This is a genomic window from Pseudomonas sp. P4_B4 (assembly GCF_056402255.1).
The window spans coordinates 79,511-102,646 of sequence record NZ_JBFUHS010000012.1 but is presented as its reverse complement, the minus strand read 5'-3'; the positions used below and the strand labels follow the sequence as shown (position 1 = coordinate 102,646).

Genomic DNA, 23,136 nt, shown 5'->3' with positions numbered 1-23,136 from the left:
CGGTACAGGGTGCCTGCGGTGGTCTACTGTGACAGCCAGGCAAGAATAAGCCCTTGCTGTCGTAGGAAAAATACCAATTACGGACATGCACTGTTGCAGCCCCGGCAACAGTCAGGATTCGGGTGCTTGTCGTCTGGGTGATGACCCTGTGCCAGTCATCCTTTAGAGGTACACCACGAATACCTCCTTGGTGCGCTTATCGACCCCGATGCCCGGCAGTAGGGTGAGGCCTTCTGTCACTCACCGGGGAAGACGCATGACAAAAACAACAATGCGCGCCATCTTCACACCGCAGGCGTTGGCGGCTGCGGTCGCCTTGGGTTGCTGTGCCCAGGCGCAGGCCATTTCGTTCAACATCGGGGAAATCGAGGGGACGTTCGACTCCTCGCTGTCGGTCGGCGCGAGCTGGGGTATGCGTGATGCGGATAACGCCCTGGTGGGCACCGTCAATGGCGGTTCCGGCCAGTCTTCGACCGGTGACGACGGGCGACTGAACTTCAAGAAGGGTGAAACCTTCTCGAAGATCTTCAAGGGTATTCACGACCTCGAACTGAAGTACGGCGACACCGGTGCGTTTGTGCGTGGCAAGTACTGGTACGACTTTGAATTGAAGGATGAAAGCCGCCCCTTCAAGGACATCAGCGATCACAATCGCAAAGAAGGCGCCAAGTCTTCAGGCGGGCAAATTCTCGACGCCTTCGTATATCACAACTATTCCCTCGCCGATTTGCCGGGCACTTTGCGCGCCGGCAAGCAGGTGGTCAGTTGGGGCGAGAGCACCTTCATCGGCAACTCGATCAACAGCATCAATCCGGTGGACGTGTCCGCGTTCCGTCGTCCTGGTGCCGAGATCAAGGAAGGCCTGATTCCGGTCAACATGCTGTTTGCCTCCCAGGGCCTGACGGACAAATTGACGGTCGAAGGCTTCTATCAACTGGAGTGGGACCAGACGGTCGTCGATAACTGCGGCACTTTCTTTGGTGTCGATGTGGTGGCGGACGGTTGCAACAAGGGCTACACCGTCGCCAACCCGGCCATTGCACCCTTGCAGCCAATTGCGGCTGCTTTTGGCCAGGGCTTCGAGGTCAGCAAGGAGGGCGTGATCGTTCCCCGTGGTGGCGACCGCGATGCCCGGGATTCCGGGCAGTGGGGTACGGCGTTGCGCTGGCTTGGGGACGACACCGAGTACGGCCTGTACTTCATGAACTACCACAGCCGTTCGCCGAATGTCGGGACCACCACTGCCAGCCTCAGTACGCTGGCGAGCATTCCGGGGATCGTTGCCGCCGCCAACCGCATCGCGCCCGGCAGCGGTTCGGGCCTGGCCCAAAGTGTGATGCTCGGTCGCGGCCAGTATTACCTCGAATACCCGGAGGACATCCGCCTCTACGGCGCAAGCTTCTCCACCACCTTATCCACCGGCACCGCGTGGAGCGGGGAAATCAGCTACCGCCCCAACCTCCCGGTGCAGGTCAACACCAATGACCTGACCCTGGCCATGCTCAATCCGATTGCAGGCGGTGCGGCATCACCCATTGCCACTTCACCCGGGGCTGACAACAAAGGTTATCGCCGCAAGGAAGTGACGCAGATCCAGAGCACCCTGACGCACTTCATCGATCAGGTCGCAGGTGCGGATCGCCTGACCCTGGTGGGCGAGGCGGCGGTGGTTCGGGTCGGTGGTCTGGAAGCACGTACCAAACTGCGCTACGGCCGCGATTCGGTGTATGGCCAGTATGGTTTCGGCGGCGACACCGGCGGCTTCGTGACCTCGACTTCATGGGGTTACCGCGGCCGGGCCATCCTCGACTACAACAACCTCATCGCCGGGATCAACGTCAGGCCCAACCTCTCGTGGTCCCACGATGTCTCCGGCTATGGCCCCAACGGTCTGTTCAACGAAGGCGCCAAGGCCGTCAGCCTCGGTGTCGATGCGGACTATCGCAATACCTATACCGCGAGCCTCAGTTACACAGACTTTTTCGGCGGGGACTTCAACGTCCTCACCGACCGTGACTTCGTGGCGTTGAGCTTTGGTGTGAACTTCTGATCTGGCTGAAAAGGATGAATTCAATGCGCAAGATGATTCTGCAATTGGGCACCGTTCTGGCCCTGAGTCTGTTGGCCGCCAACGTGATGGCCGCGGTGTCGCCGGAGGAAGCTGGCAAGCTCGGCACCAGCCTTACACCGCTCGGTGCCGAGAAGGCTGGCAATGCCGATGGCTCGATTCCGGCCTGGACCGGCGGCATCCCGAAAAACGCTGGCGCAGTGGACAGCAAAGGTTTCCTGACCGACCCGTTCGCCAACGAAAAGCCGTTGTTCGTGATCACCGCAGCGACTGTCGACAAGTACAAGGACAAGCTCTCCGACGGCCAGATCGCGATGTTCAAGCGCTATCCCGAGACCTACAAGATTCCGGTCTATCCCAGCCATCGCACCGTGGCCCTGCCAGCGGAAATCTATGAGTCGGCCAAGCGCAGCGCGCTGAACGTAACACCGATCAATGACGGTAACGGCCTGGCTAATTTCACCGGCAATCGCTACTACGCATTCCCGATTCCAAAGAATGGCGTGGAAGTGATCTGGAACCACGTCACCCGTTACCACGGCGGCAATCTGCGCCGCACCATCACCCAGGCAACACCGCAGTCCAATGGTGACTTCACCGTGATCCGCTTCAAGGACGAGGTCGCCGTGCCGTCGTTGCTCGGTGATCTGAAACCGGGCAACGACGATAACGTCCTCAACTACTTCAAGCAGGAAGTGACCGCACCGGCGCGGCTGGCGGGCAACGTGTTGCTGGTTCACGAGACCCTCGACCAGGTCAAGGAACCGCGCAAGGCCTGGATCTACAACGCTGGCCAGCGCCGGGTACGGCGTGCGCCACAGGTTGCTTATGACGGCGTCGGCACCTCATCCGACGGCCTGCGCACCACTGACAACTTCGACATGTTTTCCGGCGCGCCGGATCGCTACGACTGGAAACTGGTCGGCAAAAAGGAGATGTACATCCCCTACAACAGCTACAAGCTCGACTCGCCAGACCTCAAGTACACCGATGTGATCAAGGCCGGGCACATCAATCAGGACCTGACTCGCTATGAGTTGCATCGGGTCTGGGAAGTCGTCGCCACGGTCAAGTCGAGCGAGCGGCATGTGTACGCCAAGCGCCACATGTACATCGATGAAGACAGCTGGCAAGTGGCGCTGGCCGACCACTACGACGGGCGTGGCCAGCTCTGGCGCGTCGCCGAAGGGCATGCCCAGTTCTACTACGATCACCAGGTGCCGGCCTACACCGTCGAAGCGCTGTATGACTTGATTGCCGGTCGCTATATCGCCCTGGGAATGAAGAACGAAGAGAAGCGCAGCTTCGAATTCAACATCGATGCAAAAGCGGGGGACTACACGCCAGCAGCCTTGCGTAGCACGGGGGTTAGGTAGGTTTCCTACAGGCTCCTACACAAAAGGGTGACTCAACGGTCACCTTTTTTATAGCGGTCGATCAGTGTGTTGAATACTTCTTCAACAAGCGCTCGGGAGGGGTCTAGGGTGGCGCCAGAATTATAAAAAAGGCGCATCACTATGACTGCAATGACGCACTGTCTGGACCGCCCTGGCTTCCTGCCCCGACTGTCGTCCCATCATCTGTCCCGTGAGCGGTTGATTGAGCCCATGCTGGTTTCGACCGCGCGGGTGAAGTTGCTTTGCGCACCGGCCGGTAGTGGCAAGAGCGCGTTGCTCACCGAATGCCTGCTGCGGGCGCCGGAGCACTCTCGGGTCTGTTGGTTGCCGCTGGCGGGGGAGTCGTTGGGTGCAGCCGATTTTCTGTTACGCCTGACTCAAGCGCTGGGTCTGCCCTCGGCGGATGAGCCCGGGCTGCTGGCGCATCTGGCCCGATTACAGGCGCCGACCTGGCTGTTTCTGGATGATTACTGCCGAGCACCCAACCCGGAACTCGACCGGGTGCTCGATCGCCTGTTGGCCGTCGCCAGCCCGGCGCTGACCTGGTGGCTGAGCTCCCGACGACGACCACCCTGCAACTGGCCGCGGTTGCTGCTCGATGATGAGTTGTACGAGTGCGAAGGCCGGGCGCTGGCGTTTACTGAGGCCGAAGTCGGGCAGTTGCTCGGTCATGTCGAGCCGACCCTGGCGGCACAAACCGCCAAAAGGGTAGTTGAGCGCAGCGGTGGCTGGTGCGCTGGCGTGAGGATCGCGTTGCTCAATGGTTGTCCATGGTCGGGTGAACAGGGGCGTTCGGCAACATTGCTCGATTATCTGCAACACGAGTTGTTCAACAGCTTGCCGCCGGAATTGGTTGAGGTCTGGCAGGTGTTGGTTCATCTGCCACGCTTCAACGCCAGCTTGTGCGAGCATCTTTTCGGTACAGGTGAGGGCGCGCAGTGGCTGCACGCGTTGCAGGAAATGGGCTGCTTCATTGAACCCTGGGAAGACTCCGTCGAGTGGCTGCGGATCTTCGAGCCATTGGCCCGGGAGATGCGGGAAGAGCCGACTCCGGCCGGGCGATCCTGGCATCGCCGTGCGTGCCAATGGTTCAGCGCCGAAGAAGACTGGCAAGGTGCGTTCGAGCAGGCTCTGTTGGCGCAGGAGTTCGAAGTTGCGGTCAGCTTGTTGCAACACTTCAGCATTGAGCATCTGTTCAAGCGTCAGAACGTCAGCTGGTTACTCAAGCTGCACGAGCAGTTGGGTGAACAGTTGACCCTGGGCACGCCGCAACGGGTAGGGTTGATCACCGCAGCGTTGCTGATTGCCGGGCGTTTCGGGCAGGCGGCCGCCTGCATCGGGCAATTGTCCCGATTTGCCCCGCAACCGACGGCATCCTTGCAACGGCAACTGCTGGCGCGTTGGCAGGCGCAACAGGGTTGGTTGCTGCATTTGCAGGGACGCCTGCCGGCGGCACGGGCGCATTTTATCGAGGCACTGGACGAACTGGCGGCCGAGGCGTGGCCCGCACGGTTGCTGTGTCTGTCCGGGCTGACCCAGCAAGCGCTGCTCAACGCCGACCTCGATGCCGCCCAGGCCTTCAATCGTGACGCCCTGTGCCTGGCGCGGGCACAAGGCTCGTTGCTGTTTGAAGGCTTGCTCGAACTCGACCATGCGCAATTGCTGGAGCAGCGGGGTGCACCGCGGCGAGCAGGGCAGTTGCTGGCCGACATCCATGAAATGCTCGGACGCCAGGCTGATCGACCGACGCCGCTGCTGGGACGAATCGCCCTGCGGCGTGGGCGGTTGGCCTTGTGCCAGGGCCAGGATGAATTGGCCGGTGAGTGTTTCCAGGCGGGACTTGATGACTGCCTGCACAGTCAGGACAAGCACGTGTTGTACGGGTTTCTCGGGCAGGCGCAACTGGCGGCCAATCAACGTGATTACGCCCTTGCGTTTGATCGTCTGCGCGAGGCCGAGCGGTTGATGCAGCAACGGCAGATCCCCGACACGGTGTATCGCGGGGTGCTGCTGCAAATCAGCAGCCATTTCTGGTTGCAACAAGGGCGCCCGGAGTTGGCCCGGGAAGCGCTGACCCGGGTCTTGCGTCATTATCGGGGGGCCCACGCACGCCAGGCACCGCCGGCCACGCTGCAGCTGATTGCGCGTATCGAATACCAGTTGGTGTTGGCCGAGACTCAACTGCAACTGGCGCAACGCCCATTGGATCGGCTCAAGGCGTTACTCGAGCACGCGCAACAACACGCCATGCTGGCGCTGGAAACGGAGCTGCAATTGGCAATCTGCGAAGTGGCGGACCTGACGGGTGAGCCGGACATGGCTCACTCGGCACTGGAGGCCGGTCTGGCATTGGTGAAGCGTTGTCAGGGGCAACAGGCATTGCGTGATTTGAACTTGCGCCAGCCGAACCTGATCTGTCGTTTACAAGGCGAGGAGACGGTGACCGCGCTGGCCCTGGATGTCAGCCTGCTGAGCAGTCGGGAACTGGAAGTGCTCGGCCTGATTGCCCAGGGTAATTCCAATCAGCAAATTGCCGAGCAGCTGTTCATTTCGTTGCATACGGTGAAAACCCATGCCCGGCGCATTCACAGCAAGTTGGGTGTGGAGCGGCGTACACAGGCAGTTGCCATGGCGAAGAAGTTGGGGTTGATAATGCAGGTTTGGTAGTTGTTGGTTTTTCGTTTGGAAATGAATTAAAACATACTGTCGCGTGCATAAATAACTGTGTCGATTAGTATGCTCCTCGGCGCTGACAAGTAAGCAATTAGTTGCGTTGTCAGTACAATGGTCGACAGGTCGAGCAGGATGCTCGGCTCTTTAACGTGACAGGAAGTCTGTATGAGTGACAGTTTTTTTTCTAACAGTAAGATTTTGCTATTGAAGCGTATTCGTGCGGATTTCGCAGTCGGGGTGCTGTTGGCTGAACGCTTGGGGAAACTCGGGGTCAACCCGTTCAAGACCTATCTGAATACGCTGGTTGATATTGTTGGCACTGACGTCAGCGAGTCCAGGACGTTATTCGATGAGACACTGGAGTGGGTTGAGAAGGAGTCACTGCCTGATTATGTCCAGGTTATCAATGGCATCTTCAATCGGCGGTATTCTTTCGAGCCGGAGCATAAGGTTAAAGGGCTGGACCTGATAGAGTTTGAAAGAATAGTATTTGATATCGTCCGTTGGTTGACCGATGCACCCTCAATCAACCTTTCAAAGCGCTCGATCAAAGTTTCTGGCATCGAACAGGTCCACGCAGCATTAAAGTATCAGATCCCGGAAATCAATATTGATAACGTGTACTTGACCAGTTTTGTGACGGAAGCGGACGGGCGAAAGATACTTCAATCCCGAAGTCTGGCCGAAGATGTCTTTGCTTATTTTCAACATGATGAAATTCCTTACTATCACGGCGAAGGACAGGGCGTTTATTCGATCGCCTACAGTTCCCGGGAATCTGATGTGCACCCGCAACTCACGATCAAGGACATCAGTGATCTGGTGATAGAAATTGCTCCGGATTTCCTGATCTGATATTCAGGGACTTTCGTAGCCCATTCAATTATGGAGTTTTAAGGCATGGAACAACTGACAAAGGAGTTGGTGCGGGCCAAGTTGCACGCAAGGCTCAGTAGGCGCGGTATTGATGTCGATAAGGTTTATATCAATGCAGTTGCGTCGGCTAACGATTCTACGGTTATTTACTCTCAGTCACTGGTCTCGGCATTTTTTCTTAAGTTGCAGGATGGTGAAGTTCCAAAATTCGCCAGTGAGAATTTGGGGGTCTTTTCCGAGCCGTACACGTTTGACCAGAAATATCGTTTCGATGGTGTGAAACTTGATGAGCTCAATGAAATGGGTGCAGCAATTGCCCGGGATTTACTGAGCTGATTGGTGGTTCTATCAAAGTAGTTGTGCCAACCCCTTGGTTGGCACAGTTGCCGCAATCAGGTTGCGGATACGGCGGGTTCAAAACCCATGCGCCAGCTGACCGCATGGCTGGCGGATAACAGGCGCTGCGCCGCCGGACCGTTTTCATCGGCATGGAACAACGATGTCGGCCCCACCACCGTCAGCACGGCAACCACTCTGCCCATCGCGTTGAACACCGGTGCCGACAAGGCATCCACCCCTGGCAGCAGCAAACCATGTACATGGTGCAAACCGCGTGCGCGGATTTGTTCGCACTGGGCCGCATAGGCCTGATCGTCTGCCAGCGTGTGGGCTGCGTGGGACTGCAATTCCTGCACGCGCAGATCCTCGGTTTCGCGTTTCGGCAGGTAGGCGCCAAACACCAGTCCCGTCGAAGAACTGAGCAATGGCAACACCGAGCCCAGTTGTGTCACCACCGTCACCGCACGCACCGCCGGTTCGATATGCACCACGGTCGCGCCCTGATTGCCCCACACCGCCAGAAAACAGGTTTCGTTCAAGTCATCGCGCAATTCGGCCAAGGGCAGGGCGGCGACTTTCAGCACGTCCATGCTGTTGAGTGCCGCCAACCCTACGCGCAAGGCTTCGCGGCCCAGGCCGTAATGGTTGGTAGCGGCGTTCTGTTCGGCGAATCCGCTGGCGATCAAGGCCTGCAAATAGCGGTGAACCTTGCTCGCCGGCATCTGCACGTGTTCGGCCAGGCGCGACAGCGAAGTCGAGGGCGACAACTCGGCCAGAGCCTTGAGGATGTCGGTGCCAACCTCGGCCGAGCGGACTTTTTGTTTACCGTTGTTGTCGCTGGTTTTTTCCATGGTGGCTGGGATCCCGGGACGAATGGGCGTCTTTATAGCTTGACGGTCAATACCAATCAAATTACGTTATGCGTAATCAAATTACGATAAAAACAACCCGGACGTGCCTCGACCTCTGCAACAGAGCGAGCGGCCACTGTCGACTCCCTGTTCAGGAGGCTCCATGAACCCCGATTCAACGACGCCAGCGCTGGCCTACCTGTCAGGCTTCGGCAACGAATTCAGCAGCGAAGCGTTACCCGACGCACTGCCTGTCGGCCAGAACTCCCCGCAAAAAGCCCCGTACGGCCTTTACACCGAACTGTTCTCCGGCACGGCGTTCACCATGGCGCGCAGCGAAGCGCGGCGGACCTGGATGTATCGTATTCAGCCGTCGGCCAATCATCCGGCATTCGTCAAACTGGATCGGCAACTCGCCGGCGGCCCGCTGGGTGAGGTGACCCCCAACCGCCTGCGCTGGAACCCGCTGGAAATTCCCGCCGAGCCGACCGATTTCATCGACGGCCTGGTGAGCATGGCCGCCAACTCGGGCGCAGAAAAACCGGCCGGGATCAGCATCTACAACTACCGTGCCAACCGTTCCATGGAGCGCGTGTTCTTCAATGCTGACGGCGAGATGTTGCTGGTGCCTGAACTGGGGCGCCTGCGCATTGCCACCGAACTCGGCGTGCTTGAACTCGACCCCCTGGAAATTGCCGTACTGCCACGCGGCCTTAAATTCCGCATCGAACTGCTCGACCCGCAAGCCCGCGGTTACGTCGCCGAAAACCATGGTGCGCCGCTGCGGCTGCCGGACCTGGGGCCGATTGGCAGCAATGGCCTGGCCAATCCGCGGGACTTCCTGACCCCGGTGGCGGCCTACGAAAACCTGCAACAACCCACCACGCTGGTGCAAAAATTCCTCGGCCAGTTGTGGGCCTGCGAGCTCAATCATTCGCCGCTCAACGTGGTCGCCTGGCACGGTAACAACGTGCCGTACAAATATGACCTGCGCCGTTTCAACACCATCGGCACCGTCAGTTTCGATCACCCCGATCCGTCGATCTTCACCGTGCTGACCTCGCCGACCAGCGTCCACGGCCTGGCCAACCTCGACTTCGTGATCTTCCCGCCACGCTGGATGGTGGCCGAGAAAACCTTCCGTCCGCCGTGGTTCCATCGCAACCTGATGAACGAATTCATGGGGTTGATCCAGGGCGAATACGACGCCAAGGCCGAAGGCTTTGTGCCCGGCGGTGCTTCGTTGCACAGCTGCATGAGCGCCCACGGTCCCGACGGAGAGACTTGCACCAAAGCGATCAACGCTGATCTCAAGCCGGCGAAAATCGACAACACCATGGCGTTCATGTTCGAGACCAGCCAGGTGTTGCGCCCAAGCCGTTTCGCCCTCGATTGCCCGCAACTGCAAAACACTTACGACGCCTGCTGGGCTACGCTGCCCGCCACTTTCGACCCGACCCGGAGATAACCCATGACGCAGACTTCCATCACTCGCAGCTGGGTTGCTTCGGCCAACGGCCACGCGGATTTCCCCCTGCAAAACCTGCCGCTGGGCGTGTTCAGTCTCAACGGCTCGGCACCGCGCAGTGGCGTGGCCATTGGCGAGCATATCTTTGACCTGCAAGCGGCCCTGGAGGCCGGGTTGTTCGATGGCGCCGCGAAAGCAGCGGTCGAAGCGACCCATGGCGGCCAGCTGAATGCGTTCTTTGAACTGGGCCGCGAGGCTCGCGTCGCGTTGCGCGAGCGTTTGCTGGAACTGTTCGCCGAGGGCAGCACCCTGCACGGCAAGATCGAAGCCCTGGGCGCAAAACTGCTGCCGCTGGCGGCGGATTGCGAAATGCACCTGCCGGCGAAAATCAACGATTACACCGACTTCTACGTTGGCATCGAGCACGCGCAGAACGTTGGCAAACTGTTCCGTCCCGACAACCCGTTGCTGCCGAACTACAAGTACGTGCCAATCGGCTACCACGGTCGTGCGTCGACCATTCGCCCGTCCGGTACCGATGTACGCCGCCCGAAAGGCCAGACCTTGCCGGCCGGTCAAACCGAGCCGACCTTTGGCCCTTGCGCACGCCTGGATTACGAACTGGAGCTGGGCATCTGGATCGGCCAGGGCAACGACATGGGCGACTCGATTGCCATTGGCGACGCCGCCGATCACATCGCCGGTTTCTGCCTGCTCAACGACTGGTCGGCACGGGATATCCAGGCCTGGGAATACCAGCCGCTGGGGCCGTTCCTGTCGAAAAGCTTCATCACCAGCATCTCGCCGTGGGTGGTCACCGCCGAAGCGCTGGAGCCGTTCCGTCGTGCCCAGCCTGAGCGTCCACAAGGCGATCCGCAGCCGCTGCCGTACCTGCTCGACAAGCGCGATCAGGCCGCTGGCGCATTCGACATCGAACTGGAAGTGTTGCTGCTCACCGAGGCCATGCGCGAACAGAACCTGCCAGCCCATCGCCTGACTCTGAGCAACACCGGGCACATGTACTGGACTGTGGCACAAATGGTCGCGCACCACAGCGTCAACGGCTGCCAGTTGCAGGCCGGTGACTTGTTCGGTTCGGGCACCTTGTCGGGGCCGGAGAGCGGTCAGTTCGGCAGCCTGCTGGAAATCACCGAAGGCGGTAAAAAACCGATCGAGCTGGCCTCGGGCGAGGTGCGCAAGTTCCTTGAAGATGGTGACGAAATCATCCTGCGCGGCCGTTGCCGCCGCGACGGTTTTGCTTCCATCGGTTTCGGCGAATGCCGCGGCAAAGTGCTGCCGGCGCGCTAACAGGAGCGGGGCATGGAACTCTATACCTACTACCGTTCGACGTCCTCGTACCGGGTGCGTATCGCGCTGGCGCTCAAAGGCCTGGATTATCAATCCTTGCCAGTCAACCTGATCGCACCGCAGGGTGGCGAGCATCGACAGCCGCCTTATCTGGGCATCAACCCGCAGGGTCGCGTGCCGGCCTTGCGCACCGATGAAGGCGAGTTGCTGATCCAGTCTCCCGCGATCATCGAGTACCTGGAGGAACGTTATCCACAGGTGCCACTGCTGTCCAAAGACCTGGCTACCCGTGCTCACGAGCGCGGCGTGGCGGCAGTGGTCGGCTGCGATGTGCACCCGCTGCACAACGTCAGCGTGCTCAATCGGCTGCGCCAGTTGGGTCACGACGAACCGCAGGTGGTGGAGTGGATCGGTCACTGGATCGGCCAAGGGCTGGCCACGGTCGAGCAGCTGATCGGTGATGACGGTTATTGCTTCGGCCCCGAGCCTGGGCTGGCGGACGTCTACCTGATCCCTCAATTGTACGCGGCCGAGCGTTTCAATGTTTCCCTTGAAGCTTATCCACGCATCCGGCGAGTGGCGGCATTGGCGGCGACGCACCCGGCGTTCATCAAGGCGCATCCGGCGAATCAGCCAGACACGCCATAACGATTCACACCGTCCCAATGTGGGAGCGAGCCTGCTCGCGATAACGGTGTGTCAGCCACGTTGATGTGACTGACACTCCCTCTTCGCGAGCAGGCTCGCACACAAGGTTTTTGTGATCAGTGAACGATGGCGTTCGGCGGCAAATGCCCCAGCCGTTCCGTCAGGCGAATCCGCTGGATCGGGTCGTCGCTGAGCAGCAACGCATGTTCCAGGTCAAAACGCTCGGCGTTCGGGCAGTCCAGCCGTTGGTACAGGCTGGCCCGGGCCAGATAGTCGGCGGCACTGGCATTGCCCAGTTCCAGGACGCGCTCGGCGTCGATCAGGGCATTGATGCAATCGTCGTGGGACAGGTACAACTGGCGCAGGTTGCGCGACAGCCGTTGCAGCATCTGCGCCGGCTCGGCGGTTACCAGGTGCTCGGCGCTGAGCTTCATGTTCGGGCCATACTGGCGGTGCAGCAGTTCCCGACAATCGTTCGGATAAAGCCGGCGGCCGCCGCAGGGGTCGAGCAAATGATCGGCGCCCGGAACCCGCAGCAGGAAATGCCCGGGGAAGTTGACCCCGACCATGGGAATTTCCAGGCCCTTGGCCAACTCCAGCGCAATCAGCCCCAGCGTCAAGGGTTGCCCTCGTCGGCGCTCCAGTACTTTGTCAAGCAGTGCCACTTGCGGGCGCAAGGGTGTGAAGTCGTCCTGGGCATAGCCAAGGTCGTTCATGCGCCGCAGCAGCGGCTGGGCCAGTTCACTGACCGGCAGCATCGGCAAGCCGCCACTGACCCGTTGTTGCAATGCCTGGAAATCGGCCAGTAGTGCTTGCGGCTCCACCTCGCTGTCGTGCTCGGCCGCAATCCACAGTGCCGCCTCGAACAGCGCGGGCGGTGAACGTTGCAGGCAGGCGAAGAACGATTGGCGCGGGGTCATCAAAATCTCCGGGCAATGCCTCGTTTTAGCCCCCTCTCCGGCATTCGTCCAGTGCCGCACAAGGGCGATCACAGGTTATTTCCGAAAGCCTGCATCGGGGCCGTTCTTATTCCGGTGCGCTTCTGCAATTTTTGGGCGCAAGCCTATACTGGCGTCTACAAGAAGTGATTCGGGAGCCTTACGATGTTCGCTCTCATGCAAAGCACTCGCCTTGAATCGCTGCATCTGAGCGTTGACTCGGTCACCGGGTTGAAGGCGGTCATTGCCATTCATAACAGCCGGCTGGGGCCTGCTCTGGGTGGTTGTCGTTACCTTGCCTACCCCAGCGACGAATCAGCGGTCGAAGACGCTGTGCGCCTGGCCCAAGGCATGAGCTACAAAGCCGCGTTGGCCGGCCTGGCCCAGGGCGGCGGCGTGGCGGTGATCGTGCGTCCGGCCCATGTGGAAAACCGCGCGGCACTGTTCGAAGCGTTCGGACGCTGCATCGAACAACTCGAAGGCCGCTACATCACCGCCATCGACAGCGGCACTTCCGTGGCGGACATGGATTGCATCGCCCAGCAAACCCAGCACGTCACCAGCACCACCTCGGCGGGCGACCCTGCGCCACACGCGGCGATGGGCGTGTTCACCGGCATCCGCAGCACCGCCATGGCCCGGCTCGGCAGCGACAACCTCGAAGGCCTGCGCGTGGCCATCCAGGGCCTCGGCAATGTCGGGTATGCATTGGCCGAACAGTTGCACGCCGCTGGTGCCGAACTGCTGGTCAGCGACATCGATCACGGCAAGGTGCAACTGGCCATGGAGCAACTCGGCGCGCACCCGATTGCCAACGATGCGCTGCTCAGCACACCTTGCGACATCCTCGCGCCTTGCGGGCTGGGCGGTGTGCTCAACAGCCATACCGTGTCGCAATTGCGCTGCTCGGCGGTGGCCGGTTCGGCGAACAATCAGCTGACGCATCTGGATATCGCCGACCAACTCGAACGCCGCGGCATCCTGTACGCACCAGATTATGTGATCAACGCCGGTGGGCTGATTTACGTGTCGCTCAAGCACCGCGGCGAAGAACTGTCGACCATCACCGCACACCTGTCGAAAATCAGCTCGCGCCTGACCGAAGTGTTCGCCCACGCCCAAGCGGAAAAACGTTCCCCCGCACGGGTGGCCGATGAGTTGGCAGAGAAAGTGTTGTACCGGTGAATCAGATGAGTTTTCCACAGGCATGAAAAAGGCCCTGAGCCATTTGACTCAGGGCCTATTCAATTTGGGCTTTGCTTACTTGGCGGCTTTGGGGGCCTTGGCAGGCTTGGCCGGGGTGATCGGCTCCACGGCCTCAACGACCTCGACCGCTGCAACAGGTTGTGCGACTTCAACCGGTGCGCTGAGCAGTTCGGACAGGGCGTCCGGCTGGCTCTTGAACGCCTTGGCGAACACATCGCGATTCTTCGCCATGTAGATCCCGGCTTCTTCCACTTGCTGCTCGGTCAGGGACGGAACGGCTTTTTGCAACACTTCAGCCAGCAGTTCGGCCAGTTCGAGCATTTTGTCATGACGGTCAGCTTCGGCTTTATCCATGAACAAGCGCTCCAGATCTCGGCTGCTGCGGTATACCACTTCGACGGCCATTCACCACCTCACATGCCTTCACATTGGTTGTCGATTTCGACTACTGTATCTATATACAGCTAAAGGATAAGCGAATCCCTGTCTTTTGGATAGTGGCTTTTCAATGTAGACCGGTTTCGGCATTTGTCAGGTGAGGCGCTGCACGGGTGCGACCAAACGCCACGGCGCGCGATCCAGAGCAGCTCGCCATCATGGGCTGGCCTTTTTTCTGCATGCAGAAAAACCGTCACGTCCAACCCGCATCATCCGGTCGAAGCGACCTAAGGAAGCAGCATCGTGAAAATCAACTGGGCCGAAAAACTGCGGCAGAACGTGCATGAACTGGCCGAGTCCCTGGGCAACCTGTTCGTCGAAACCTTTCACTACCTGGCACTGTTCGCCATTGGTGCGGTGACTGCGTGGGCGGCGGTGATGGAGTTTCTCGGGATGATCGAAGAGGGGCACATCAAGATCGATGACATCTTGCTGCTGTTCATCTACCTGGAACTGGGGGCGATGGTCGGGATTTACTTCAAGACCAACCACATGCCCGTGCGCTTCCTGATCTACGTGGCGATCACCGCGCTGACGCGGCTGCTGATTTCAAACGTTTCGCACCACAACCCGCCGGACCTGGGGATCATCTACCTGTGCGGCGGGATTCTGCTGCTGGCGTTTGCGATTCTGGTGGTGCGTTACGCTTCGTCGCAATTTCCTTCGGTGAAGATCGAGAACCCGCACCGCAAGACAGGTGCGGGCTCCAGTGAACATCCGGAAGTAGAAAAGGGCGAGCTTTAAAGCCCCATGGCGGGTCGGGGCCGGCCATTGGCTGATGGTGGCGGCAGGCTGCGCGTGTCGCCATCGGTCATGGATTCGAGGATGGCCACGGCACTGTGGCCCTGCTCGATGGCAATGCCGAACTGAATGCTTTGCACCAGTCGTTTCAGGCGCTCGGGGTCATTGCGTTGTTCGGCGCTGATCATGCGCTTGGCCACCACGCGGCCACTGTTGGATAGGGTCAGCATGATGCTGCCGTCCAGGCCCTGAATGCTCAGGTTGATCTGGTAATCCGCTGCAAAGGCATCGGTAATGAGCTGGAAAGGGTTGTCCATGATGCGTCACCGCCTGATTGAACGTGCAGTTGTTGACCGGCCGTGATCGGGTTGGTTCGCAATGCCTGACCACCGGCCATCTCGCCATCATTGTTCCAACCAGGATGTAGCAAGGGGCGTGCCGACAAAATTGTCGGACAAAAAACACGTTCTGTAGGAGCGAGCCTGCTCGCGATGGTCGTGAACGATAACGCGTCAAACCAGATGGTTTGCGGCGCCTGAGGGTTTTTCGCGAGCAAGCTCGCTCCTACAGGGGCCGCGTTTTCTGCACGTTTCAGGGCAATAAACCTCGACGTGCCTCCAAAGCGATCAACATTCCACCCAGTTCACCGCCAGTCCGCCCCGCGACGTCTCTTTGTACTTGTCGTGCATGTCGGCCCCGGTGTCGCGCATGGTGCGGATCACCCGGTCCAGGGAAATGAAGTGTTTGCCGTCGCCGCGCAGGGCCATTTGCGTGGCGTTGATGGCCTTCACTGCGGCGATCGCGTTGCGCTCGATACACGGCACTTGCACCAGTCCGCCCACCGGGTCGCAGGTGAGGCCGAGGTTGTGTTCCAGGCCGATTTCGGCGGCGTTTTCCAGCTGCTCCGGGGTGGCGCCAAGCACCTCTGCCAGGCCTGCGGCGGCCATGGCGCAGGCGGAGCCGACTTCACCCTGGCAGCCGACTTCGGCCCCGGAGATCGAAGCGTTTTTCTTGCACAGGATGCCGACGGCCGCTGCGCCCAGGAAGAACGCGACTACGTCGTCGTCAGACGCATCAGCATTGAATTTCATGTAGTAGTGCAGCACCGCGGGAATGATCCCCGCCGCGCCGTTGGTCGGTGCCGTGACCATGCGCCCGCCGGCGGCGTTTTCTTCGTTCACGGCAAGGGCGTACAGGTTGACCCATTCCATCGCTGACAAGGTGGACGTAATGACGTTCGGCTTGCCGATTTCCTGCAGGCTGCGATGCAGTTTCGCCGCTCGACGTGGAACATTCAGACCGCCGGGCAAGATGCCTTCGTGGCGCAAGCCCTGCTCGACGCATTCGCGCATCACCGACCAGATATGCAACAGACCCTGGCGGATCTCTGCGTCACTGCGCCATGCCCGTTCGTTGGCCATCATCAGTTCGCTCACCCGCAGCCCGTGCTCATTGCACAGCTTGAGCAGTTCGGCGGCGCTGGAGAAATCGTAAGGCAGCACCACATCGCCGGCCGGTGCGACCCCGGATTCGGCTTCGGCCGCTTCGATGATGAAACCGCCGCCCACCGAGTAATAGGTTTGCTCGAACAGTTCGCCGGTTTCACCGAAGGATGTCAGGGACATGGCGTTGGGGTGGTAGGGCAGGCTCTCGTTGAGCAGCAGGAGATCGTGTTGCCAGTCGAAGGCAATTTCCGCAACGCCTGCCAGGCACAATTTGCCGGTTTCGCGCAGGGTGTGAATGCGCCTGTCGATGGTGGTGGGATCGATGCGGTCGGGCCATTCGCCCATCAGGCCCATGACGCAGGCGCGGTCCGTTGCATGGCCGACGCCGGTCGCTGAAAGAGAACCATAGAGGCGGATTTCCACGCGTCGCACCTCCGCCAGAAAACCGTGATCGACCAGCGCTTGGGCAAAGGTTGCGGCAGCGCGCATCGGACCGACGGTATGGGAACTGGAAGGACCGATGCCGACTTTGAATAGATCAAAAACACTGATAGCCATGCTAAAGCCTGTACATGCAATGGAAGGGAAGTCGCTGCCATTTCTGTAGGACAAGCGCAATTTGGGCGATACTGCCTGTCACGATCCTGCGTGACCAACGAAAATTCCTAAGACATCCTTTAGCAGGACTAAACGATGAGCCGTCAATTACACGCCCAGACGTATGTCTGGCTGAACGTGTTTGCCTGTGCCGCGCGGCACCTGTCGTTCACCCGGTGCGCCGAAGAACTGCACATCACACCAGGGGCGGTCAGCCAGCAGATTCGCCAGCTGGAAGAGCGCCTGGGCTTTCGCCTGTTTCACCGCCGCGCCCGCGGGGTGGAGCTGAGCGCTGAGGGCCAGCGCCTGGCCATTACCGTCAACGAGGCCTTTGGCAGCATCGACGCGGAATTGCGGCGACTGGATGCGGGCATGATCAGCGGAATTCTGCGGGTGCGTTCGATTCCGTCGTTCCTGAGCAAATGGCTGACGCCGCGCCTGCCGCGTTTGCAGCAGCGTTTTCCGGACATTCAGTTGCGCCTGGTGGCCGAGGACAGCAGCGTGCCGTTGCATGAAGGCGATTTCGACCTGGCGATCGACCTGAACGACGGCAGTTATCCGGGCCTGTTATCCACAGCCTTGCTGGATGAACAGATTTTTCCGGTGTGCGCGCCGAGCCTGTTGCGTGGTCGTCCGCCGCTGCACGGTCCGGCAGACCTGATGCACTTTCCCTTGCTGCACGACATCACCGCCTGGCGCGGCAGCTACGAGTACGCGGAATGGGAGTTTTACCTCAATGCCATCGGCTTCGAGGGGGCGGATGTGCGACGCGGCCATACCTTCAATCGCAATCACCTGACCATCGAAGCGGCCATCGCCGGGATGGGCGTGGCGATTGCGCGACGAACGTTGCTCAATGATGAGTTGGAGCGTGGTGCCTTGATCGTGCCGTTTGGCTTGGCGGTACCCAATCACAAGCGCTACATGCTGCTTTACGCACCGGGGGCATTGAGCCATCCGGGTGTGCGCGCGGTGCACGATTGGTTGGTGGAGGAGGCGGGTGCATTTCGCAGCCTGCACCCGTTGGGGGAGCGGCAAATGTGAGCAATTATTACGTAAGAGCAGGGCGACCCAACTCCCGACCTTAACAGCGCTTTTGCTCGTTGTCCGGCTTTTTTTGCGATTGAAAATTTATCTTTTTTAGGGGTTGAATTGTTCAGCGTACAGACCGATTGTGTAAGTAAGAGGTCACGGTGATGACGCCCAAGGGCTTAGCTGACCGGCCTCTCGCGAGCTAGCTGAAATAAGGGATGAACTATGCAAATCCAAGTCAATAGCGATAACCATATTCAAGGCAGTAAACGACTGGAGGAGTGGGTACGTACAACCATTGAGAGCACGCTCGAACGCTACGAAGAGGACCTGACACGAGTCGAGGTTCACCTGCGGGACGAGAACGGCGACAAGCCGGGTCCCCACGACATGCGCTGCCAACTGGAGGCGCGGCCAAAAGGCCATCAACCGGTTTCCGTCACCCATAAAGCCTCCACCATGGAGCAGGCGATCGACGGAGCGGCTACTAAACTTGAACATGCGCTGGAGCATATGTTCGGCAAATTACGCGGCAAACGAGCCAATGTGGTGCCCATCGAGAGTGGCGCCCATGCCGACCAGCTGCTGGAAGAAGAGTTTCTGGAAAACGAACAGGCGGCGCTTAACGGCTGACACCTGATTCACTTTTTACCTTCCCATTAGAACGGGCCTGCATTGCAGGCCCGTTTTCGTTTCGGTGGCTTTTGGATTTCATGGTCATTGGCTGGCTGTGGGGACAGCCAGGTTTACGGTGCAACCAACGGGCTTGATAGCGGGCTGCACCCGAACTTTTTGCATATGAGAATATTTATCATTAATATTGTGGCCTTGCCGGCCCCCTGACGCTGTCGTGGCCTCACCGGTTTTCAGGTCGAAACATGAACGATGATCACTCTGCCCCCCGACCCCCACGATAACGAGCGCGATCAACAGCGCGACGACCGTGCGCATTTTCTCCAGGTGTTTCTCTCCCAGCGTTCGCAAATGGAAGCACTGGTGAGTCGGCGTGTCGGTTGCCGGGCGACAGCGGCTGACCTGGTACAGGATTTGTTCCTGCGTTTCTGGCGGCGGCCGCTGGTGCAAGTCGAGGAACTCAGCACCTACCTGTTGCGCTGCGCCGGCAACATCGCCATCGACCATTTGCGCAGTGAAGGCACGCGGGTCCGGGTCAGTGAAGGCTTGATGGTGGAACCACCGGACAGCCATGGCCGCGGACCGCAAGGGGCGCTGGAGGCGGGCAACGATTTGCGTCATGTCGAAGCGGCGTTGCGCGCCTTGCCGGAGCGTACGCGGCAGATCTTTTTGCTCAATCGCATCCATGGCCGTAAATACGCCGAGATCGCCAAGGCCATGGGCTTGTCCCAAAGTGCCGTGGAAAAACATATGATGCGCGCCCTCGAAGCCTGCAAGGCCAGCCTTCGGGAACCCGAACCGCGTACGCCAGGGAAAGCACCGTGAACCACCTCGAACGCGTCACTCCGACGCCCGCGCAGGAGCAGGCCGCGCTGGCCTGGCTGAGCCTGTTGCATGACCAGCCCAGCAGCGGTGACCAGGCGACGTTTAGCCAATGGTTGCAAGCCGACCTCGCCCATGCCGAGGCCTATGCCCAGGCGCAGGTAATGTGGGAGTTGAGCGAAGGGCCGGCGCGCACGCTCGCCGATGAAGACGCTTTTGCCTTGCAGGGGTATCTCCACGCCATGGACAAGCCGCGGCGCAACACGGTCGGGCGTTGGTCCGTTGCGCTGGCGATGGCCGCGTGCCTGCTGTTGATGATCAGCCTCGGCACAGGCTGGCAGCCGATGCGCTGGATGGATGACCTGGGGGCGGATTACGTCTCGGCGCCGGGGGAAATCCGCACCGTCACCCTGGCCGATCAGTCGCAGGTGACACTGGATGCCGACAGTGCCATCGCCGTGGATTTCAGTCGCGGTGAGCGGCACGTGCAACTGCGTCGTGGCGCCGGTTTTTTCAGCGTGACACATACGGAGGAACCCTTTGTGGTGGACGCCGAGAAAGGCCAGGCGCGGGTCCTGGGTACGCAGTTCGAAGTTCGATTGCAGCCCCACGGTGCACAGGTGACGGTGTTGTCCGGTCGGGTCGGCGTGACGGCGCAGCAGAACGTCGAGCAGCAAATCCTCACCGCCGGCCAGCAAGTGGCCTATGGCGAAGGCACAGCGGAAAAACTTCACGCGGTGGACAGCGAAGAGCAGTTGGCCTGGCGCCAGGGCTGGCTCAATTACTACAAGGCGACATTGGCCGATGTGGTAAACGACCTCGGTCGTTATTACCCAGGTCGGATAGTGATACTCAATGACGAACTGGCGACGCGGCGGGTCAGTGGCAGCTTTCCGAGCAGGAGCCCGCAGGCAGTGTTGAGTTCGTTGCAGGGGGTGTTGGGGTTTGAGCAGCATCAGGTGTTGGGACGTCTGATTATTCTGCGTTGAGGCGACTGACCTCTTCGCGAGCAGGCTCGCTCCCACAGGGAAATGCATTCCAAATGTGGGAGCGAGCTTGCTCGCGAAGTCGGTGGGTCAAACGCCACTTTTCTTTCAATAAAAATATTTTCAAATTTTTGCTGAGGTAAACCCGATTGCCATCCGTGTAGTGACTGAAACTGCGAGTCATTCGCATCCGTTGCGGTTCTACACAGGTCATGAGTCATGAAGTCCAGGGCAAAATCGGGTTCGGTCAAACAATGGTTGGGTGTGTCTGCGTTGAGCTTTTCGGCAATGGCGTTGTTGCCGCTGAGCGTGGCGCTGGCCGCAGAGGCGGGCAGCAGTCAGTCGCGTGGGCCATTCAATTTCGCGCTGGCCGCCAAACCGCTGCCCCAGGCCCTGAGTGATTTCAGCCGGGTGACCGGCATCAGTGTCGTCTACACCGATGAAGCGCCGTACGGCCTCAATGCGCCGGCCATCAATGGCCAGATGAGCGCCGAACAGGCCCTGCAACGACTGCTCACTGGTTCGGGCTTGACGTTCCGTCGCACCGACGGCCACACCATTGCACTGGAGCCACGGCCGACTGAAGGTGCGTTGAACCTGGGCGCGACCACTATCACCTCGGTGATGGATGACTCCATGAGCTACCAACCGCCACCCACCACTTCAGTGATGCGCTCCTCGGCCCGGGTTCAGGATATCCCCCAGACCATCAACGTCGTCCCGGCCCAGGTCATCCGCGACCAGGCGCCGCGCAATCTCGATGACGCCCTGGCCAATGTCAGCGGCATCACCCAGGCCAACACCCTGGGCAGCACCCAGGATTCGGTGATGGTCCGCGGCTTTGGCGACAACCGTAACGGCTCGATCATGCGCGACGGCATGCCGATCGTGCAGGGCCGTGGCCTTGACGCCAGCGTCGACCGGGTCGAAGTACTCAAGGGCCCGGCCTCGTTGCTCTACGGCATCCAGGATCCGGGCGGCGTGGTCAATATGGTCAGCAAGAAGCCTGAACTTGAGCAGTACAACGCCTTGACCGCGCGCGGTTCGAGTTATGGCGACGGCAAGAACGGCAGCGGCGGCGGTCTCGACAGCACCGGAGCCCTCGGCGATTCCGGGTTGGCCTACCGCATGGTGCTGGACTACGAAGATGAAGATTACTGGCGCAACTTCGGTGTGCATCGCGAGAGCCTGATCGCGCCATCCCTGGCCTGGTACGGCGAAAGTACCAAGCTGCTGTTCTCCTATGAGCACCGCGAATTTCTCACACCGTTCGACCGCGGCACACTGATCGATCCACGCACCAACCATCCGCTGGACATCTCGCGCAACGAGCGTCTCGACGAGCCGTTCAACAACATGGAAGGGCGTTCGGACCTCTATCACTTCGAGGCCGATCACGAACTCAACGACAAATGGAAAGCCCATTTCGGCTACAGCTGGAACCGCGAAACCTACGATGCCAGCCAGGTGCGCGTGACCGCCATCGACACCAAAAAGGGCACCCTGACCCGCAGCATGGACGGCACCCGGAATGCGATCAGTACCGACCGTTTCACCACCGCCAGCCTCGAAGGCAACGTGAACGTGCTCGGCATGCAGCATGACCTGCTGTTCGGCATCGACGACGAATACCGCAAGATCTTCCGCGAAGACCTGATTCGCCAGAAAAGCCTGACCACATTCAGTTACGTCAATCCGGTCTATGGTCGGGAAGTGGCGGGCACCACCGTCAGTGCGGCCGACAGCGCGCAGACCGATGAACTGCGCAGCGATTCAGTCTTCCTGCAGGACTCCATCCACCTCACCGATAAGTGGATTCTGGTGGCCGGTGCGCGTTTCCAGGCGTACGACCAGCACGCCGGCAAAGGCGTACCGTTCCACGCGAACACCGACAGCAACGGGCAGAAATGGGTACCGCGCGCGGGCCTTGTGTACAAGTACACCGATGCCTTGTCGTTCTACGGCAGCTACACCGAGTCGTTCAAACCCAACTCGACCATCGCACCCTTGAGCGGCAGCAGTACCGTGCTTGACGGCGGCATCGCGCCGGAAGAAGCAAAGTCCTGGGAGCTGGGTGCCAAGCTCGATCTGCCGGGCCGCGTCACCGGTAACATCGCACTGTTCGACATCAAGAAACGCAATGTGCTGGTGTCCAACGCCGAAGGCCCGACCACGATTTACAGTGCCGCCGGCGAAGTGCGTTCCCGTGGCCTGGAAGTGGACTTGAGCGGTCAACTCAGCGATCACTGGAGCATGATCGGCAGCTATGCCTACACCGATGCCGAAGTCACCGAAGACCCGGATTACCAAGGCAATCAACTGCAGAACGTGGCGAAGAACAGCGGCTCGCTGTCGGCCGTCTATGACTTCGGCAGCGTCATTGGCGGTGATCAACTGCGGGTCGGCGCCGTGGCGCGTTATGTGGGGGAGCGCGCGGGCAACGCGGTGAACGATTTCGATCTGCCGAGCTACACCGTGGCCGATGCGTTCGCCACCTACGACACCAGGGTCGAAGGGCAGAAGGTCAAGTTTCAGCTCAACGTGAAGAACCTGTTCGACCGCACTTACTACACCTCGGCGGCGAGTCGGTTCTTTGTTTCCATGGGGGATTCGCGGCAGATTTCGCTGTCCAGCACGCTGGAGTTCTGACGACAGACCGCGTCATCGTTC

19 protein-coding genes and 1 pseudogene are annotated in these 23,136 nt (G+C 59.9%); 15 read left to right on the top strand and 5 right to left on the bottom strand.

All coding sequences use genetic code 11. The features are described 5' to 3' along the window. Window positions 1-256: 256 nt before the first annotated feature. The 5 genes from AC1DVE_RS14935 (at window position 257) to AC1DVE_RS14915 (ending at window position 7,350) form a co-directional block, all read left to right on the top strand. The gene (locus AC1DVE_RS14935; RefSeq protein WP_223455614.1) at window positions 257-2,050 is read left to right on the top strand and encodes a DUF1302 domain-containing protein; all 1,794 of its coding nucleotides are present in this window, start codon (window positions 257-259) and stop codon (window positions 2,048-2,050) included. A 23-nt stretch (window positions 2,051-2,073) separates the two neighbouring features. After that, window positions 2,074-3,444, top strand: a complete 1,371-nt coding sequence (locus tag AC1DVE_RS14930) for a DUF1329 domain-containing protein (RefSeq protein WP_223455615.1) — start codon at window positions 2,074-2,076, stop codon at window positions 3,442-3,444. Window positions 3,445-3,585: 141 nt separating this feature from the next. Further along, window positions 3,586-6,132, top strand: a complete 2,547-nt coding sequence (locus AC1DVE_RS14925) for a LuxR C-terminal-related transcriptional regulator (RefSeq protein ID WP_223532673.1) — start codon at window positions 3,586-3,588, stop codon at window positions 6,130-6,132. A gap of 171 nt (window positions 6,133-6,303) precedes the next feature. Continuing rightward, complete coding sequence (locus AC1DVE_RS14920) at window positions 6,304-6,993, top strand: hypothetical protein (protein WP_223455617.1); 690 nt, start codon at window positions 6,304-6,306, stop codon at window positions 6,991-6,993. Between the two features lie 45 nt (window positions 6,994-7,038). Continuing rightward, window positions 7,039-7,350, top strand: a complete 312-nt coding sequence (locus AC1DVE_RS14915) for a hypothetical protein (RefSeq protein WP_223532671.1) — start codon at window positions 7,039-7,041, stop codon at window positions 7,348-7,350. A gap of 56 nt (window positions 7,351-7,406) precedes the next feature. On the opposite strand, the gene AC1DVE_RS14910 is transcribed toward AC1DVE_RS14915, so the two are convergent. After that, window positions 7,407-8,204, bottom strand: coding sequence for an IclR family transcriptional regulator (locus AC1DVE_RS14910; RefSeq protein ID WP_223455619.1), 798 nt, complete (start codon window positions 8,202-8,204; stop codon window positions 7,407-7,409). 163 nt (window positions 8,205-8,367) lie between these two features. On the opposite strand from AC1DVE_RS14910, the gene hmgA reads away from it, so the two are divergent. From hmgA to maiA, 3 genes are read left to right on the top strand one after another with little or no spacing between them, the layout of a single operon-like run. Next, on the top strand, window positions 8,368-9,672 hold the full coding sequence (gene hmgA / locus AC1DVE_RS14905; protein WP_223532669.1) for a homogentisate 1,2-dioxygenase: 1,305 nt from the start codon (window positions 8,368-8,370) through the stop codon (window positions 9,670-9,672). A gap of 3 nt (window positions 9,673-9,675) precedes the next feature. Continuing rightward, window positions 9,676-10,980 (top strand): fumarylacetoacetase, encoded by a 1,305-nt coding sequence (gene fahA, locus AC1DVE_RS14900; protein ID WP_477784011.1) that lies wholly within the window; start codon window positions 9,676-9,678, stop codon window positions 10,978-10,980. Window positions 10,981-10,992: 12 nt separating this feature from the next. Then, window positions 10,993-11,628 carry a maleylacetoacetate isomerase gene (gene maiA, locus AC1DVE_RS14895; protein WP_223455622.1) on the top strand — a complete coding sequence of 212 codons (636 nt, stop codon included), beginning with the start codon at window positions 10,993-10,995 and terminating at the stop codon, window positions 11,626-11,628. A 116-nt stretch (window positions 11,629-11,744) separates the two neighbouring features. On the opposite strand, the gene AC1DVE_RS14890 is transcribed toward maiA, so the two are convergent. Next, the gene (locus AC1DVE_RS14890) at window positions 11,745-12,548 is read right to left on the bottom strand and encodes a SirB1 family protein (RefSeq protein WP_223455623.1); all 804 of its coding nucleotides are present in this window, start codon (window positions 12,546-12,548) and stop codon (window positions 11,745-11,747) included. 183 nt (window positions 12,549-12,731) lie between these two features. Here AC1DVE_RS14890 and AC1DVE_RS14885 point away from each other — a divergent pair, with 183 nt between their 5' ends. Beyond that, on the top strand, window positions 12,732-13,751 hold the full coding sequence (locus AC1DVE_RS14885) for a Glu/Leu/Phe/Val dehydrogenase family protein (protein ID WP_223455624.1): 1,020 nt from the start codon (window positions 12,732-12,734) through the stop codon (window positions 13,749-13,751). A 186-nt stretch (window positions 13,752-13,937) separates the two neighbouring features. On the opposite strand, the pseudogene AC1DVE_RS14880 reads toward AC1DVE_RS14885, so the two are convergent. Next, window positions 13,938-14,177 (bottom strand): annotated as a pseudogene (locus AC1DVE_RS14880) (YebG family protein); the annotation flags it as partial. A gap of 276 nt (window positions 14,178-14,453) precedes the next feature. Here AC1DVE_RS14880 and AC1DVE_RS14875 point away from each other — a divergent pair. Beyond that, window positions 14,454-14,954 carry a phosphate-starvation-inducible protein PsiE gene (locus AC1DVE_RS14875; RefSeq protein WP_008000650.1) on the top strand — a complete coding sequence of 167 codons (501 nt, stop codon included), beginning with the start codon at window positions 14,454-14,456 and terminating at the stop codon, window positions 14,952-14,954. Here the strand turns inward: AC1DVE_RS14875 and AC1DVE_RS14870 are convergent. Beyond that, window positions 14,951-15,268 carry a DUF3509 domain-containing protein gene (locus AC1DVE_RS14870; protein WP_223455625.1) on the bottom strand — a complete coding sequence of 106 codons (318 nt, stop codon included), beginning with the start codon at window positions 15,266-15,268 and terminating at the stop codon, window positions 14,951-14,953. The genes AC1DVE_RS14875 and AC1DVE_RS14870 overlap by 4 nt on opposite strands. Before the next feature lie 309 nt (window positions 15,269-15,577). Then, window positions 15,578-16,954, bottom strand: a complete 1,377-nt coding sequence (locus AC1DVE_RS14865) for an L-serine ammonia-lyase (RefSeq protein WP_223455626.1) — start codon at window positions 16,952-16,954, stop codon at window positions 15,578-15,580. Window positions 16,955-17,089: 135 nt separating this feature from the next. Here AC1DVE_RS14865 and AC1DVE_RS14860 point away from each other — a divergent pair, with 135 nt between their 5' ends. The 5 genes from AC1DVE_RS14860 to AC1DVE_RS14840 all read left to right on the top strand — a co-directional run bounded on the left by AC1DVE_RS14860 (window position 17,090) and on the right by AC1DVE_RS14840 (window position 23,115). After that, window positions 17,090-18,037, top strand: coding sequence for a LysR substrate-binding domain-containing protein (locus AC1DVE_RS14860; protein WP_008046773.1), 948 nt, complete (start codon window positions 17,090-17,092; stop codon window positions 18,035-18,037). Window positions 18,038-18,250: 213 nt separating this feature from the next. Then, window positions 18,251-18,658 (top strand): HPF/RaiA family ribosome-associated protein, encoded by a 408-nt coding sequence (locus tag AC1DVE_RS14855; RefSeq protein WP_007970346.1) that lies wholly within the window; start codon window positions 18,251-18,253, stop codon window positions 18,656-18,658. Window positions 18,659-18,910: 252 nt separating this feature from the next. Further along, complete coding sequence (locus AC1DVE_RS14850; RefSeq protein WP_223455627.1) at window positions 18,911-19,483, top strand: RNA polymerase sigma factor; 573 nt, start codon at window positions 18,911-18,913, stop codon at window positions 19,481-19,483. Further along, a complete protein-coding gene (locus AC1DVE_RS14845) occupies window positions 19,480-20,469 on the top strand; it encodes a FecR family protein (protein WP_223455628.1) in 990 nt (329 codons plus the stop codon). The genes AC1DVE_RS14850 and AC1DVE_RS14845 overlap by 4 nt, the downstream gene beginning before the upstream one ends. Window positions 20,470-20,685: 216 nt before the next feature. After that, entirely contained in the window at window positions 20,686-23,115 is a 2,430-nt protein-coding gene (locus AC1DVE_RS14840; RefSeq protein WP_223459140.1) for a TonB-dependent siderophore receptor, read from the top strand. The last annotated feature ends 21 nt before the right edge of the window (window positions 23,116-23,136 follow it).